The sequence below is a fragment of the Moraxella sp. TY6 genome (genome assembly GCF_048551375.1).
GTDB lineage: Bacteria > Pseudomonadota > Gammaproteobacteria > Pseudomonadales > Moraxellaceae > Faucicola.
Genome location: NZ_JBLYZJ010000019.1, coordinates 1 through 15,309, shown reverse-complemented (window position 1 = coordinate 15,309; position 15,309 = coordinate 1). Strand labels below are relative to the sequence as shown.

General features: G+C 44.3%; 15 protein-coding genes. 10 read left to right on the top strand and 5 right to left on the bottom strand.

All coding sequences use genetic code 11. The annotated features are described in order from the left end of the window. Positions 1-112 precede the first annotated feature (112 nt). Both ACK1U4_RS11060 and ACK1U4_RS11055 read right to left on the bottom strand, forming a co-directional pair. Entirely contained in the window at positions 113-1,000 is an 888-nt protein-coding gene (locus tag ACK1U4_RS11060; RefSeq protein ID WP_419401895.1) for an IclR family transcriptional regulator, read from the bottom strand. Between the two features lie 9 nt (positions 1,001-1,009). After that, positions 1,010-2,242 (bottom strand): CaiB/BaiF CoA transferase family protein, encoded by a 1,233-nt coding sequence (locus ACK1U4_RS11055; protein WP_419401894.1) that lies wholly within the window; start codon positions 2,240-2,242, stop codon positions 1,010-1,012. 303 nt (positions 2,243-2,545) lie between these two features. Here ACK1U4_RS11055 and ACK1U4_RS11050 point away from each other — a divergent pair, with 303 nt between their 5' ends. Continuing rightward, positions 2,546-3,148 (top strand): NUDIX hydrolase, encoded by a 603-nt coding sequence (locus ACK1U4_RS11050; protein ID WP_419401893.1) that lies wholly within the window; start codon positions 2,546-2,548, stop codon positions 3,146-3,148. Between the two features lie 91 nt (positions 3,149-3,239). Here the strand turns inward: ACK1U4_RS11050 and ACK1U4_RS11045 are convergent, their stop codons facing one another. Continuing rightward, positions 3,240-4,997, bottom strand: coding sequence for a D-alanyl-D-alanine carboxypeptidase/D-alanyl-D-alanine-endopeptidase (locus tag ACK1U4_RS11045; RefSeq protein WP_419401892.1), 1,758 nt, complete (start codon positions 4,995-4,997; stop codon positions 3,240-3,242). Between the two features lie 295 nt (positions 4,998-5,292). Between ACK1U4_RS11045 and ACK1U4_RS11040 the strand changes: the two genes are divergently transcribed. Continuing rightward, the gene (locus tag ACK1U4_RS11040) at positions 5,293-6,045 is read left to right on the top strand and encodes a hypothetical protein (protein WP_419401891.1); all 753 of its coding nucleotides are present in this window, start codon (positions 5,293-5,295) and stop codon (positions 6,043-6,045) included. Between the two features lie 171 nt (positions 6,046-6,216). Here the strand turns inward: ACK1U4_RS11040 and ACK1U4_RS11035 are convergent, their stop codons facing one another. Together ACK1U4_RS11035 and ACK1U4_RS11030 are read right to left on the bottom strand one after the other, a co-directional pair. After that, complete coding sequence (locus tag ACK1U4_RS11035) at positions 6,217-6,858, bottom strand: 3'-5' exonuclease (RefSeq protein WP_419401890.1); 642 nt, start codon at positions 6,856-6,858, stop codon at positions 6,217-6,219. An 8-nt stretch (positions 6,859-6,866) separates the two neighbouring features. Next, positions 6,867-8,741 carry a DUF294 nucleotidyltransferase-like domain-containing protein gene (locus ACK1U4_RS11030; protein WP_419401889.1) on the bottom strand — a complete coding sequence of 625 codons (1,875 nt, stop codon included), beginning with the start codon at positions 8,739-8,741 and terminating at the stop codon, positions 6,867-6,869. 296 nt (positions 8,742-9,037) lie between these two features. Between ACK1U4_RS11030 and ACK1U4_RS11025 the strand changes: the two genes are divergently transcribed. The 8 genes from ACK1U4_RS11025 to ACK1U4_RS10990 form a co-directional block, all read left to right on the top strand. Continuing rightward, complete coding sequence (locus ACK1U4_RS11025) at positions 9,038-9,244, top strand: hypothetical protein (RefSeq protein WP_419401888.1); 207 nt, start codon at positions 9,038-9,040, stop codon at positions 9,242-9,244. Positions 9,245-9,261: 17 nt separating this feature from the next. Then, positions 9,262-9,465, top strand: a complete 204-nt coding sequence (locus ACK1U4_RS11020) for a hypothetical protein (protein WP_419401887.1) — start codon at positions 9,262-9,264, stop codon at positions 9,463-9,465. A 37-nt stretch (positions 9,466-9,502) separates the two neighbouring features. Then, a complete protein-coding gene (locus ACK1U4_RS11015; protein ID WP_419401886.1) occupies positions 9,503-9,748 on the top strand; it encodes a hypothetical protein in 246 nt (81 codons plus the stop codon). 2 nt (positions 9,749-9,750) lie between these two features. Continuing rightward, positions 9,751-10,527: a prolipoprotein diacylglyceryl transferase gene (locus ACK1U4_RS11010; RefSeq protein ID WP_419401885.1), complete on the top strand. Its 777-nt coding sequence runs from the start codon at positions 9,751-9,753 to the stop codon at positions 10,525-10,527. Positions 10,528-10,581: 54 nt separating this feature from the next. Beyond that, positions 10,582-10,755: a hypothetical protein gene (locus ACK1U4_RS11005; RefSeq protein WP_419401884.1), complete on the top strand. Its 174-nt coding sequence runs from the start codon at positions 10,582-10,584 to the stop codon at positions 10,753-10,755. 49 nt (positions 10,756-10,804) lie between these two features. Beyond that, entirely contained in the window at positions 10,805-11,212 is a 408-nt protein-coding gene (locus tag ACK1U4_RS11000) for a hypothetical protein (protein ID WP_419401883.1), read from the top strand. Between the two features lie 43 nt (positions 11,213-11,255). Further along, a complete protein-coding gene (locus ACK1U4_RS10995; RefSeq protein ID WP_419401882.1) occupies positions 11,256-12,809 on the top strand; it encodes a radical SAM protein in 1,554 nt (517 codons plus the stop codon). Positions 12,810-12,946: 137 nt separating this feature from the next. Then, positions 12,947-15,309, top strand: a 2,363-nt coding sequence (locus ACK1U4_RS10990) for an ESPR-type extended signal peptide-containing protein (RefSeq protein ID WP_419401881.1), incomplete at its 3' end; no start/stop codon positions are given.

Sequence of the window (15,309 nt, the reverse complement as noted above, 5' to 3'; positions counted from 1 at the left end):
TTTCGCAGAATGAAACATTATTTCCGTATAATAAAACCATTAAATCAGACTCTTGACGAGTTGTAAATGATTTTTTGCAAAATCACGAAAAAATCCTTGAGTATTATATTGATTAAATCATGGCGATACGTTGGCTAATCTCTTGTGCCAGTTGGCGTAATGCAGGCAAGACTTGGGTAATCAGCCAATTGACTTGGCTATCAGACGCAGACAGGGCGGTATTGGGATGGGGCGACACACGAGGAACACTGACATTGATGGCGTAATGCGGTCGAGCATTGCTTGGCTGAAATGACTGAGCGGATTGCAGGGCGTGGGGTGGTTGGGAAGATTGAGGCATACCGACAGCCACTGCCAAAATTTCAGGCAAAAACTCACCATCGGATAGGGCATATTGTTGGGTTTGGTATAATAATTTGGCTTGGTTGAGTTGTTCACTGACCCCCTTATATGCCATCGGCGATAGGTGTTGGGCTAGCATGGCAAGCATTTGGGTTTGACTGTCGGCATCACTGGTGGCAAAAAACGCACGCCCAATGGCGGTGCTTGCCATTGGCACTTCTGAGCCGACCTGCAAATTCACTGATACCCTTGCAGGACTGCGATAACACGCCACATATCGCATCACGCCATTGTCATAGGTGGCGATATTCACCGATACTTGATGGGCGATGGCAAAGGCTTGTAGGCTGTCGGCTGTCAAGTTTGAGATATCATACAAGCGTGAGGCAACATGACCCAATTTTAGGGCTTGAATACCGACTTGGTAGCTATTTTTATCCGCCTGTGACAGATAACCTGTCGCAAGTAGGGTAAAAATCAGCCGTGATACGGTGGCTTTTGGCAAGCCTGTTTTTTCGCATAGCTGTTGATGGGTCAAGCTCGGCGTATGGCGGTCAAAACAGGATAACAACATTAACCCACGTGCCAAAGCGGTAACATAGCGTGAGTCATCCGCTTGTTCGGAAAAATAAGGGTCATGTTGTACGGTACGGCTCATGGGAATATCCTATTGAATCACGCCCTGTTGGCGTAGGGTCGCCAGTTTAGCATGACTCAAAATGCTTGACAAAACACTGTCTGTGTCCTCACCGAGCATCGGTGGAGCTTTACGATAACTCACAGGTGTGTCAGACAGCTTGATGGGTGAGCCAATCAAGGTCAAGCTATCCTGCAGTGGATGGGGTAAAGTCACGAGCATTTCACGAGCTTGCACTTGTGGCTCAGCAACTGCTTGGGCGATATCATTAATCAAGCCCACAGGCACTTTTACTGCATGAATCAGCTCAACCCAACGTGAAGCGGTATTGGTGGCAAAATGCTGAGTCAATATACCCACCAGTTCCTCACGATGTTTGACACGGTTGGCATTGGTGGCAAAACGTGGCTCAGTTGGCAATTCGGACAAGCCCACTGCTTGACATAAGGCAGTAAACTGGCTGTCATTACCACAGGCAATGATAAAATCTTGGTCACTGCCACTAAATACTTGATATGGCACAATATTAGGGTGAGCATTGCCATAGCGTTGTGGCACATTACCTGAAGCAAGGTAATTCATGCCTTGATTGGCAAGCATGGCAATCTGCACATCCAGCAATGCCATATCAATGTATTGCCCTTGACCTGTGTTGGTACGATGCAATAACGCCGCCTGAATAGCAATGGTGGCATATAAACCTGTCATCACATCGGTCACAGCTACCCCAACTTTTTGTGGGCCACCACCTGCGATACCATCTTTTTCGCCTGTGATTGACATCAAGCCACCCATGCCTTGAATGATAAAATCATACCCCGGCTCTGAGGCTCTTGGGCCAGTTTGCCCAAACCCTGTAATCGAGCAGTACACCAATTTTGGGTTAATGGCTTTTAGGGTATCATAGTCAAGTTGGTATTTTTTGAGTGAGCCTGCTTTGTAGTTTTCGATTAACACATCGCTGGTTTTGACCAATTCATGAATAATCGCCTGCCCTTCTGCGGTGGCAATATCCACAGCGACTGAATGTTTATTGCGATTGGCGGTTTGGTAATAGGCGGCCTCAAGGGTGGGATTGCCTGTATTGTCTAGCATCCAAGGTGGCCCCCAACGGCGTGTGTCATCACCGACTTGCGGACGTTCGATTTTGATGACCTCTGCCCCCAAATCCGCCAAAATCTGTCCACACCACGGCCCTGCCAAAACACGGCTTAAATCCAATACTCGAATGTTTTGTAATGCCCCTACACCCTCGTTGCTCATATGACGCTCCTTGTTCTATGATTAAATGCGGTGATATAAGAATATCGTTAGGTTAATTTTGTTTCATTTTGTGGAATTTCAATTCTGCTAGATGAAACTATTAATAGGCAGTGTAGCGGCTAAAAAATGGCTTGTCAATCTGATTTGCGGTTGGCTTGACATAATTTTTACGGTAATTTGCTAGAAATATGCTAGGATTGAGGCGTATATTTTGATGAAAACATGGTAAACAAAACAGCAAATCAACCTATTGTTGAAAAAGACTGTGAAATAATGAGCTAAACTTTAACTGCAAAAAATCTTATGACAAAATCTAAATTTCAAAGCCCTCTACTTACCCAACTTGCCGAGCGGATAGCGACATTGCCATTCGACCCTAGCCCACAGCCGTATGCCGTGCTAGTCGCCATCACCGATGAAGCCGAGCCGAGAATGCTCTACTCACTACGAGCCTCCGAAATGCGAGAACACGCAGGCGAAGTATCCTTTGCAGGGGGCAGACGAGAAGACACAGACGACAGCAACCAAGCCACCGCTCTACGAGAAACCTTTGAAGAAACAGGCATTCACCCAAGCCAAGTACAGATTTTGGGCGAGTTGCCGATTCATCATGCCAAAAGCGGTCGCCCTGTCAAACCCATCATTGGGTTGATTCCGCCCAATGTCACACTTGTCCCAGAAGTGGGCGAAATTGCACGGCTATTTTGGGCGGATTTGGCGACCTTGATTGAGCAACCAACGGTGGATTATGCGTATGATTTGGGCGAACAAGTGATGATTTCACCGAGTTTTTTGGTCGATGGGGAAACGGTATGGGGACTGACAGGGCGAATCACTGCCAGTTTATTGGAAATTGGTTTTGATAGAAAAACTGCGTGGTATTTTAAGGTTGAGGATAAACCATAAAAATATATCAACGTAAGGTGCGTCATACGCACTCATTGAATATATTGATTTTAAACGGTGCGTAGAACGCACCTGACAAAGACCTCATCAACTATTTCACCGCCGTCCACGCCAGCATTTCATCCAGCACGGCTTTGGCTTGGCTATTATTTTTGACATTATCAGCATTTATCATACCCACCACCGCATACCATTGCCCAGACTGCCCTTGGATATAGCCTGCCATACTGGTCACATTGTCAAGCGTGCCTGTTTTTATCCACGCCCGCCCAATGGCAGGGTTATTGGGTTGTCGCCATTTAAGTGCCTTAATCGTGCCCGACTCCCCTGCCACGCCCATTGAATTACGATAGGTGTCAAAATTTGGTGAGCGATAAGCGAAATTTAGCAATGCCAACAAACTATTGGGCTTGACTTGACAATCTCGGCATAGCCCAGACGCTCGGCTCATCACAGGGGCGGTGGCATTGGGTAAATGCTGTTGCCACCATGTATTCATCACCGCAAAGGTTTTGGGGTAATCGCTTACGCCTTTGGGCGTGGTTAATTGGCTGTCTAAATTTTGACTATCTGCATTTTGATTAGCCAACTTTTTACCCTCAATATCCTTTTTTCCTTCAATATACAAGGGCAATGACAAGGCAATCTGCTCGGTCATCACATTATTGGAATGTTGGTTGATGTCTTTGATTTGCTCACTCAACGGATTGGAAGCCACATAGCCAATGAGTTTGGGGGCGGTAGGTTTGGCAGTGAGTTTCAGATACCAACGCAAATACCACGGCATTGCCTCTGGAATATTGACCTTAGCAGGGGGCAGGTCTGCGGTATCAGCAAAGCGAATCTTGCCTGTAAACTGGGGCATAATCTGTTGCCAATCGGCAGTAATCATGTCCTTGACCATGTTATCGCCATTGGGAAAACTTAGCCATCGCTGTTGTCGCCCACAATGCACCGAAGGCATTTCACTAAACTGCAACTGGGTTGGCGTAACCTCAGCAATCCATTTATCCGCACCAGCTTGGCAAGGGGCTTGACTAAGGGCAAGCTCGGTTGGGGCATTGTAGTTGGCAAGCTTTGGTGTGACCGTCACCGTAAAATGGTCTATGTCATTGGGTTTAATCGTGGGCTGATTCGCTGTGCCAGCATCCTCACCCTCTGGCATGACAGATGGCTCATTGGCTTCGGTAGCAGGGCTAGCAGTTGGTGTTGTAGAGGCAGTTGTTGCAGGAATTGCCGTGGGCTTTGCCACAGGATTTAGCTCAACTTTTAATGTGCCAAAATCGGTTAATAACGCATTGGGCTGGGCATTATAAGGGCGATATCCCCTACCATCAAAGGCATTAATGTCAAAATCCACCCCACGAAATTGGCGATTATTGATAATCAAATCCCCTGTTATCCGCTCAATGCCATGCGACTTGACCATACTTAATAGCTGATAAACCTTGGCACTGTCTAGCTTGGGGTCGCCACTGCCTTGAACAATCACATCGCCATACAACGTGCCTTGCCATAGCATACCGTCTTGATACAATTTGGTTTGCCACACAAAATCTTTACCCAAGCTATCTAAGGCGATAAAGGTAGGGATTAATTTTTGTGTAGAAGCAGGCGTGCGAGGGATATCGGCTTGATAATCAATTAATTTGGGCAAGAATGCACCTTGCTCGCCCTGTTTTCCCAAGGGTTGCACCACCATGCTGACGCTGTCTTTGGACAAATTGGCTTCAAGGATTTTCTGCTCGATAATCGGTGGCAAAACCTCAGCCCATGCTGTCTGACAACCCAACAGCCCAACCATGCCTAAATAAATACTCACATGGATTAATCGAAGTCTGTTACTCATGCCCCAACGCCTTTTTCTGCCCAACCGATGACTTATTAAAAAAAGGGAAAACTTTAGCATAACGCTGTTGCATTTTTCTACATTTCTTTGCAATTTTTATGGGTTTATTTTGCTAAAATGGATATCCTGTTTTCACAACCCCTTTTGTTCTTTATCCTTTTGTTCTTTATATAGTACATTAAGTTAGGATAACTACTTTGGCATTTTGGGCGTATGGCATACGCCCCTACTGACTTATTACTTTTAAACAACGCTATTTTATTGTGTATAGTTTCACTCACCGTATGAGAATTTTATGACTGCAACTCAAAACCGCTTTGCCACCCTTACTGCCATTGCGTTGGCAATTTCATTGACCGCTTGTTCAAAAGCCGATGATAAAGCCAACACCACCACAGCAACTCAGCCTGCCTCTACTGCTTCGCCAGCCTCTGCTACGCCTGTCGCATCTGCCCCTGTGGTTGCTTCAGTTGCCAGTTCTGCACCGACCGTAATCGCCAGTAGCACGACCACGACTGTCACCACTGAAACAGCGTCTGCACCGACCGTTGTTGCTCCTGCCGTGCTACCTACCAACTCAGCAACCACCGCTCCTGCCAAAGCAGAAGGCAACGTTGCTCTAAAAGCGGATTTGACCACCTTATTTAAAACCTTAAATCAGATGGATAAAGACACCATAGCCCAGCAAGAAAAAATGGCAAAAAAAATGCAAAACGCCAAAACCCCTGCTGACCAAGCCTCATTCTTTAAGGACGTGGTAGCTCAATTAGACAACCAAAAAGCCACCTTAACCAAGCTAAAATTCAATGACCCTCGTGTCGCTCAAGCTCGTGATAAAATGGTCGAGAGCATCAATAACAGCCGTACTGGTACATCCGCCCTTATCAAAAAACCAACAGCAACCCCAGAAAACAGCCCAGAAATTGCCAAATCCATGGAAAAAGCCCAAAAATCAGCGATGGAAGCTCGTGAAATGCTAATGAAACTGACCGAAGAAGCAGGTATCAAACCAAATGCTCAAGCACCGCAGGGTCAAACTAAGAAATAATCAGTAGTGTAAGTTTTGTTCACCATTTTCTTTGAATCTCCCCCAACCCCCTCTTTACAAAAGAGGGGGCTTTGCCCTATACACAAATCTGATACGAGGGGAAGTCCCCCTTTTTTAAAGGTGAGGAATATATTCCGCAAGAGGGGGATTAAAACTTAACATACTGCACCATCAATAATTTAAATGAGCAAACACCATCGCCACCATAATGGCATCATTGAGCGAGTCGTGTGTAGGCAAGCGAGGAATGGCAAATTCATCAATCAACTCATTTAAGTGCTTGCGTTTCACCACATTATCAGGATTTCGGTTGGCTTGTTGGCGGTGTTGTTGCTCAAGCAAACTAACATCCAGCATGGCATTGGGTAAATTTACCCCTAGCCACGGCTTTGTAATGGCATTGATAAACGCCATATCCATATCCACACAAAACCCCACCACAGGGCGATTGCCAATAAAATCCAACAGTTGCGGTAACATCGCCTCATAGCTAATGCCATTTTCCACATCAGACGGACGCAAGCCATGAATGATAATGCTATCACGACTCGGCATCACTGGTGGACGGCAAATCAACGACAACGCATTACCTGTGTCTATCTCTACGCCGTGGGCGGTTTTGGCAATTTTGACCGCCCCAAGGCTCAAGATATGGTCAGTTTTTGGGTTTAGCCCTGTCATTTCGAGGTCAAGACTGACCCATTCATCGGTTGGTGGCGTGTCAAATAGGTGGGCGTATTGCGGTTGCAATAGGCTTTGTTTTTGCCGTGCGACTTTATTTTGGCTAAAAAATTCACTGATTTTGTTAAACATAACAGCCTCTAAAAAATATCCAACCGATAATGATGGGTGATAAAACCTTTAAAGTCTTTAACAATCGCCAAGCTTTCTTTTAACAAATCCTTTTCAAGTGCCGAAAGCTGATTGGGATTGACCTTACGAGCGGATTTATCAGCCGTATTCAAGGACACTTCAAGGCGTTTTGCCATCAAAAAATCCAACGCTTCCGCCACATTTTGGGCGGTGGTTTTATCAATGGCATTTTTTTCGCCCAAAAGCTGTAGCCGTGTGCGTGTGTTGGTCGCCTCAATGCCATGTTCTAACGCCAATGTCCGCACGCCATGCACGATGGGGAAAATCCCTGCTTTTTTGAGGTCAATGTCATTGTCTTGACCGCCTGTGAATTTTTGCCAAAACCCACCGCTATCGCCAAATTGCAACATCGGTTTAGCAAAACGATTAAGAAAATTGCTACTGGTGGCACTTTTTAACGCAATTTGCCAATGCTGACGCAGTTGCTCAAACAGCTTGGCATCACCACACACCACATGAGCATCGACCAAGGTCGCAAACCACATCATATCCTCACTGCTACCACTGGCAAGCCATTGACTGATTTGCTTTTCAAAGGCGGTCACGGTTTTTCGCCAACGCTCATTTTTTAGCATAATATTGCCATCGCACAGCGGATAGCCCATGTCGGCAAGGGCGGTGTTAAACGCCTCTGCATAACTCAGCAAATTATCATCTTTAAAACCATTGCGGATAATCAAGGCGTTATCTTGGTCAGTCCGCATGATTTGCTCGCCTCGCCCTTCCGACCCCATCACCAGCAGACAGGTGTTGTGGTAGGTCAAGGTCGGCACTAGCAACTGCCAAGTACGGTCAAAAACGTGCAGATTTAGCCCTTGCACCATTCGGCTGATGACATGGGTTTTGATGCCATTTTGCTGTTGTTGGCGGATAAATTTGCCAATCATATCAACCGCTTGGGTGACTTCCTCAAGGGTTTGGGCTTGCTCGATACGAGCCACGATTAAATGCGAATGGTTGGTGAGATAATTGAGCAATTCGGTCTGACCCAACACGCCCACAATCTCGCCTTGCTGGTCGATGATGGGCAAGCGGTGAATACGGCTGTGAAGCATTGTGAGCAAGGCTTCACTGACATCTTGCCCTGCGTGAATGGTGCGTAATTTGAAATTGGTATATTTCAGCACAGGCGTGGTGGCAAAGTCGGCTTTTTCGCCAATCGCTCGGCAAATATCGGTTTGGGTAAACATCCCAATCCGAGGGATAAACTCGGCAATATCGGCTTTTGCCACGCCTTGAGCAATAAGTTTATCTCGCTCGCTGTCGCTAATTCGCATGGTGGATTTGACCAAAATATGTTTGGCATCATGCTGGGTCATCGCCACCGTGGCTTCGTATAAAGTCGCTGTATCTTCGACAAAATGCGGTGGCTTGATATGACTGCCCATCGTGGCAATCGGCTGATACAGCAATTGTTGGCTTTCGGACTGGGCTTGGCGTGCTTGGTGGTGGCTAAGGCGTGCGGATAAGTCGGCAAACAGGGCGTTTTTTAGCTGAGGATTTTGTTCGGTAATCTCGCCCAACACCTTGCCATTGATACGGTATAACAGGCTTTGCTGTTGGGTGACAAAATGAAAGTGCTTGCCATCTCGGTCTTTGGTGTCAAACCAATCGGCAATGTTCAGCCCTGCAATCAATTCATCGCCTTGGAACTGGTGCAGTTGCCCTTTGATGATGATAAAAAAGTCGCCTTGCCAGTCAGTCGGTAGGGTCTGTTGGCTGTCAAGATACACGATTTGGCTATGTTGGCTGAGGTGCTGTCGCTCGCTGTCGGTGAGGGTATCAAACGGCGGTTGGCGTAGGTAGGTGAGGTCGTTACTCATAAAACATTCCTTGTTGTGAGTAGGGATAAGGTCATTATAATCAAGATGGTGGGGTATCACAATGAGAAGCTTAAAGGGCTTACGAAATTTGTAAATTTATTTTGATAAATAAAGACGCTAGACCCCTGTATTTACAAGCTTGACGAGTAATCAAAAATATCTTCGTCATGCCTGCGAAGGCAGGCATCCAGTGTCTTTTGTCAAAGCCCTGTAGATAAATCAAGCATTGTTTGCTATTGTTGTGGTGTATTTGATGGGATTGGATTTTTTGGCAAGGCGTTAATGGGTAAAATACGATGAATTATGTGGGATTTTTATGTTTGGGCTTGGGGATTTTGAGTTTGGTCGGTGGGATGATTTGCTTGTTATTGGCATTGGTCAGCCATGAAAAAGCCATTCAAATCAAAGCCAAACGCTTTGCTTGTTTGTTTTTACCATTGGCGTTTTTGCTGTTGATGGTCGGTGGGGGGATGACCTTTTCGATTTTATTTCCGAATGAATGATAAAGTAAGAGGTAGTGATGGATATTGTCAATCTGTGGCTAGGTGTACTCGGTATTTTAAGCGTGGTGGCGGTGGGCGGTATCATCATGCTGATTGTTGGGGTGGTCAAAACCAACAATGACTATATCCGTAAAGGCATTATTTTGGGGAGTTTGCCTGTGATATTTATTGGATTAAGCCTAATAATTGGGCTTGGTATATGCTTTATCGCATTAAATTAATTGGCTAGTTTGAATTAAAGAGAACAGAACAATGCACATGAATGATTTTCTAGGTAACTTTTTTGTCGTATTAACCATTGGTTTTTATGTGTTATGTGCGGTTTGTTTTATTGGCTTTCCCATTAGCTTTATTGTCGCTTTATGCCAAAAAGAGCCAACCAAACGTCACCATTACTTTATCTTGAGTGCAAAATTATTTTTATTATCCTTGCTATTTTTTGTCATTGGCTTTGGTAGTTGTGTAGGGATTTTTAGCCTACAAAGTGGTGGCAGTTGGAACTAAATATGACCATTCCCTATCACCCCCTTGATGCTCACACCGCCCACATTGTGCATTTTATCTTTGAATGGGCGGGCGTACTCACAGGCGTTCAGCTTTATCGACTGCTTAAAAAACGCCATATCGCCAACTCACCCACTTCACCACAAGCAGGGGACTTTTTTTCTCCCAGTAATTTTGCGGTGATTGTCGGCTGTATTTTGGGAGCAGGGATTTTTAATAAAATCCTATTCGTCCTCGAAGTCCCCCAAGCATGGCAACAATACGGTGTGATGTCACTGGCATTGGGACAGACCATTGTCGGTGGTTTGATTGGTGGATGGGCAGGGGTAGAAATCGCCAAAAAAATCGTGGGAGTGAAGCACTCGACAGGGGATTTGTTTGTTGTGCCGTTTTGTGTGGGTTTGATTGTGGGTCGGATTGGGTGCTTTGTGGCAGGCTTGCATGATGGCACTTATGGCGTGGCGACTGGATTGCCGTGGGGCGTGGATTTTGGGGATGGTGTAATTCGCCACCCAACACAAGTTTACGATATGCTGTGGTGTGTTGCGATGCTTGGCTTAGTAAAAGCATACGGTAAACAATGGCAAGCGGTGTCGGGTTTGAGGTTTAAGGTGATGTTTGCAGGGTATCTGCTGTGGCGGTTGTTGGTGGATGGGTTAAAGCCTGTGCCTCATGCGTATCTCTTTGGATGGTCAGCGATTCAGTGGGCGTGTGTGATTGTGTTGGTGGGATATTTGCCGTTGGTTATTAGAGATATGGCTAGGTTGAAACAGCAATGAAAATTTTTTAAGCGTAACTAATCCAACATCAAGAGTCTATAAGGATTATCCATTATGCCACAACCCAATGATTTAAATCACAACAAGCAAAACCTTAGCCCCCAAGTTGATAGACCGCTTTTAACCCAGTCAGAATCTGTACCAAAAAGCGGTTTTTGGCAAGGTTTTTTCCTAGGAAGTTTATTTACTTTGATGGTAGGCTTTGGTGTGTGCATGATGATTTTATAAGCCGTAAAAACAACACCATATTATAGTAACTTAATATAAAGGGTATCTTATGAAGCTTCACCCCAATTTCTTTCAAATACTCATATTCTCAAGTTTAATATCTTTACCATTTGGCAATTCATACGCTAAAAACCCAACCAATTTATTCGACAACTTGATGGATGAAGTAAATCCTTCACCATTACTACTTAATTGTTCTTTTAAAGAGAAAAATTTAGATAAAAAATGTAAACTGCTAGTGGAATACATGGGTTCAACAATGGGTCATGCGGTCACTGTTTATTTTCCCAATGGCAAAAAAGCAAACTATCGAGTAACGGATTACGACCAAAAAGTGATGGTAGGCTATCAAGATGATAATACGGATTATCACGTTAAATCCACGGCAACCACCTTTAATATTTATCGCAATCAACAATTATGGATAAAAATGTGGAAAGCACCCACTAAAAAATAACGCTTCAATCAGCTAAATCACGCCAATTTTGGATAATTTGATTATGTCACGCAAAAACCGCCCCTACCACTTTTACGACACCACCTCATCTGTCTGTAGCGTCTGCCTTTACCCAGTCGAAGCCAAAATCATCTTCAAAGACAACCACGTCTATATGGACAAATGGTGTCCCACCCACGGCACAGAGCGGGTGCTAATTATGGACGATGCCGACTACTACCGCAAATGCCGAGAAGTGTATGTCAAAGCCCCAGAAATGCCCGAATACTTCGCCACTCCCATGCAGTACGGCTGTCCCTACGACTGCGGACTTTGCCCAGACCATATGCAACACTCTTGCCTGTCAATCGTGGAAATCACCGATGTCTGTAACCTCGACTGCCCCGTATGCTTTGCCGACAGTGGCATGAGCCGAGAAACTCGCCTCCCCCACCTACCCTATCGCCACAAATCGCTCGACACCGTCAAAGCCATGCTTGACACTGTGGTCAAATCCGAGGGCGAACCTGATGTGGTACAACTGTCTGGCGGTGAACCGACCTTGCACCCTCAGCTTTTTGAGATTTTGGACTATATCAAAACCCTACCGATTCGCCATGTGATGATAAATACCAACGGCATTCGCATTGCCAAAGAAACTGAATTTGTCGCCAAACTTGCCGAATACGCGTACAGTACCAAAGGGCAAGGGCTAGAGATTTATTTACAATGCGATTCGTTAAAAGATGAACGCATTCAAGTATTGCGTGGGGCAAGTCTTGTCAAAATCCATGAGGACGCACTCGCCAATCTCGACCAACACAACCTATCCACCACCCTAGTAGCCACCATCAAAAAAGGCTTAAACGATGATGAATTTGGTGACTTGATTGAGTTTGCCAGTGGTTATAACTGTGTGCGTGGCATTAGCTTTCAGCCGTTATCGGAAGCTGGGCGAGTGGCGGACGAAAGCCTACTCACCGACAGCAAAAAACGCCTTACTATCTCTGAAATCCGCCGAAAAATCGCCGAGCAGTCCGACATTTTTACCCTTGATGACATCGTGCCTGTACCGTGTAATCCCGACACCTTGGCAATGGGCTATGGGTTAAAAGTTGAGGGAAATATAACGCCACTCACTCGCTATGTAACCCCTGACGTGATTATGCAGGGCGGGGAAAATACCATTTTATTTGAGCAAAATCCTGCCGTGCAGAATCAAGCCAAACAGCATTTAATCAAAGTCTTATCCACCAACCATTCCCCCGAAAGCCAAGCCAATTGCCTGTCCGAGTTGCTGTGCTGTCTGCCAAAAATTCAAGCCCCCCATCTTGGCTATGACAATGTATTCCGTGTGATGGTGGTGCAGTTTATGGATGCTCAAAACTTGGATATCCGTAGCCTCAAAAAATCCTGTATTCATTTCGCCACCCTTGATAAAGATGGCAATGGCAAAATGATTCCGTTTGAAAGCTACAATCTATTTTATCGAGATGATAAAGCGGTGAAATTAAAAGAAATTCAAACCGCCTTGGCTAAAGGGTTTGAGGTAAGGGATTGTTTAGAAATAACAAAAAGTGACTATAACAAAATGATTGTTGTTGATAACATTGCGTAATATTACTGTCATATTTGATAATTTTTGCAAGATTTTCTAAAAATTCATTTATTTTTCACTTATGTTTACCAGTAATTGTAATATTATTTTGAATGACAATGGTCAAATTATTGGGTGTTGTTGCATAAGGGAAATGTATGAATCAAGTGTATCGTGTGGTATTTAATCGTTCTTTGGGTGTGTGGCAGTGTGTGTCAGAGATGGCAAAAGGTCAAGGGAAATCTAAATCACTAAAAGTCGCAGTTTTTTCAACACTATTTATTTCCACAAGTGGCATGACAGCTACTTTTAATGATGGTCAGACCCATGATTATGTTGGGTCAACCATGCTAGATGGCAAAATTGACATTGCTAATCCCAATACCGTGGTGAACATTGTTGATGGTCAAGCTCAAATAGGCGGAACAAATACCTACCCTGTTAATACAACCACAGTAAGTAATCAAGCAACCCTACAATCAACAGGTTTGATAGTGGGTGGAAACTATACGGCAAATGTAGACCTAGATAATGCGAATATTATTTCTAAAGATAATTCCGCCATTGGACTAAATGCCACAGGTACGGTCAATGCCACTAATGCTTCTAAAATGACCATCACCAACACTTTGTCAATTGGCAATGATAACGTTGGTACGCTCAATTTATCTGGCACAAATACCACATTGACTATGCTACAAGGTGATAAATCAAGCGGTGTAGTAACTGTAGGTGAGCGTTCAAATGGCACTCTAAATGTGACTGATAATGCCCAAGTTATTAGCAATCAGATGATTGTAGGCAGAGAAACAGGCTCAACAGGTACTTTAAACCTTAGTAATAAAGCTAATATCACCATGTCTGATATATTAGCCATTGGAAACAAAGGTAATGCAGTTGCCACTATCAATGATAGCACTGTCACAGCACGAAATATTACCCTCGCCAATGAAAATGGCACAGCCAATGTCACCGCTGATAAAGGTACGTTTAATAGCGATTATTTGCTGATTGGTGTGGTTGGTAATGGGACATTTAATGCCAATAATAGCTCCTTTACTACGAATGAAGTAGTATCAGTAGGCGAACAGGATAAAAGCCAAGGCACGCTTAATTTAACCAATTCTACCATTAAAACAAAATCCATGAATGCAGGATATGATGCAGGTAGTACAGGCACTTATAATTTAACTAACGCCAATATACAAAGTGATAATACAAGTATTGGTGTTGCAGGTAAAGGTACATTAAACCTTAATGGTAGTGACACACAAGGCTCATCAATCCGAACAAAAAACCTAGTGGTTGGAGATACTGCCACAGGTGTGGGTAATATCAATATCTCAGCACCACAAAACCCTACCAATACTGTTACTGGTATTTATGCTGATTCAATCATCTTGGGAAATAATCAAGGGTCAGTCGGCAACATTACCGCTACAGAAAGTTTAGTGGATATCGACACCCCTCAAATAATTGTGGGTAATCATGGTACAGGTACTTATACTTCAAATCATGCGTGGACACAAGAAACTGATGGTAAATGGTACAACCAAACATCCAGCATTGGAAAGATGACTTTAGGTAAAGAAGCTGATGGTAGTGGAACACTAAATCTTAATGAAGGTGCGTTAGAAATTGGTACTTTAGTCGTGGGTGAAAATGGTAAAGGTATCGTCAATGGCAATGATGGTTGGCTTGCAATTAAAGATAATATAGAAAAATCACCTACGGCAAAACAATCAGATATGTTTCTGAGTGGTATAGACATAGACGTAGAGAACACACAAGACCAATTTTTTAAAGGCTTTACTAAAGATAATAAAATTGAATTAGGTACTAAAGGCTTGAGTTTATCTGTTGGTGATAAAGAAAAAGTCACTTTTGACCCAAACGCCGTTTTAACAGGCAATGTCGGACAGATAAATGACAGCAATTTCCCTAATGATATGAAAGGGGGCTTTATCAAATATGGCGAAGGTGATTTAATCATGTCCGCCAAGAATATGCAGTGGACTGGCGACACCATCGCTCTTGAAAGTAAAGTTATCATCAATGATGACTATACTCTAAAAGCAGGTGACAGATTGGGTGTGTTTGTAGACTTTAACCCTGATGGGACAGCCCGTATTGACAATGAACAAGGTCGCTTTATTTTTAATGGTAAAGCAGATATTAGCCAAGGCGATTTTCATGTTACTTTGTTCAAAGATGTTGCCAAAATTAATCCCGATAATGTTTGGAAAGACATTATCACAGCCAAAGAACTCGTTGGTCAATTCAAATCGGTAACCGATAACAGCCCACTTGTGGACTTTTATGCCGACTACAGCGACCCTAACAAAGTCCACCTACAACTAACCGCACCAACGCCAACGCCAACGCCAACGCCAACGCCAACGCCAACGCCAACGCCAACGCCAACGCCAACGCCAACGCCAACACCAACACCAACACCAACACCAACACCAACACCAACACCAACACCAACACCAACACCAACACCAACACCAACACCAAC

Coding starts and splice junctions, on each gene's coding strand:
- ACK1U4_RS11055 (WP_419401894.1), bottom strand. CDS start 2,242: ATGAGCAACGAGGGTGTAGGGGCATTACAAAACATTCGAGTATTGGAT.
- ACK1U4_RS11025 (WP_419401888.1), top strand. CDS start 9,038: ATGAATTATGTGGGATTTTTATGTTTGGGCTTGGGGATTTTGAGTTTG.
- ACK1U4_RS11035 (WP_419401890.1), bottom strand. CDS start 6,858: ATGTTTAACAAAATCAGTGAATTTTTTAGCCAAAATAAAGTCGCACGG.
- ACK1U4_RS11030 (WP_419401889.1), bottom strand. CDS start 8,741: ATGAGTAACGACCTCACCTACCTACGCCAACCGCCGTTTGATACCCTC.
- ACK1U4_RS10995 (WP_419401882.1), top strand. CDS start 11,256: ATGTCACGCAAAAACCGCCCCTACCACTTTTACGACACCACCTCATCT.
- ACK1U4_RS11000 (WP_419401883.1), top strand. CDS start 10,805: ATGAAGCTTCACCCCAATTTCTTTCAAATACTCATATTCTCAAGTTTA.
- ACK1U4_RS11010 (WP_419401885.1), top strand. CDS start 9,751: ATGACCATTCCCTATCACCCCCTTGATGCTCACACCGCCCACATTGTG.
- ACK1U4_RS11060 (WP_419401895.1), bottom strand. CDS start 1,000: ATGAGCCGTACCGTACAACATGACCCTTATTTTTCCGAACAAGCGGAT.
- ACK1U4_RS11050 (WP_419401893.1), top strand. CDS start 2,546: ATGACAAAATCTAAATTTCAAAGCCCTCTACTTACCCAACTTGCCGAG.
- ACK1U4_RS11015 (WP_419401886.1), top strand. CDS start 9,503: ATGAATGATTTTCTAGGTAACTTTTTTGTCGTATTAACCATTGGTTTT.
- ACK1U4_RS11020 (WP_419401887.1), top strand. CDS start 9,262: ATGGATATTGTCAATCTGTGGCTAGGTGTACTCGGTATTTTAAGCGTG.
- ACK1U4_RS11005 (WP_419401884.1), top strand. CDS start 10,582: ATGCCACAACCCAATGATTTAAATCACAACAAGCAAAACCTTAGCCCC.
- ACK1U4_RS11045 (WP_419401892.1), bottom strand. CDS start 4,997: ATGAGTAACAGACTTCGATTAATCCATGTGAGTATTTATTTAGGCATG.
- ACK1U4_RS11040 (WP_419401891.1), top strand. CDS start 5,293: ATGACTGCAACTCAAAACCGCTTTGCCACCCTTACTGCCATTGCGTTG.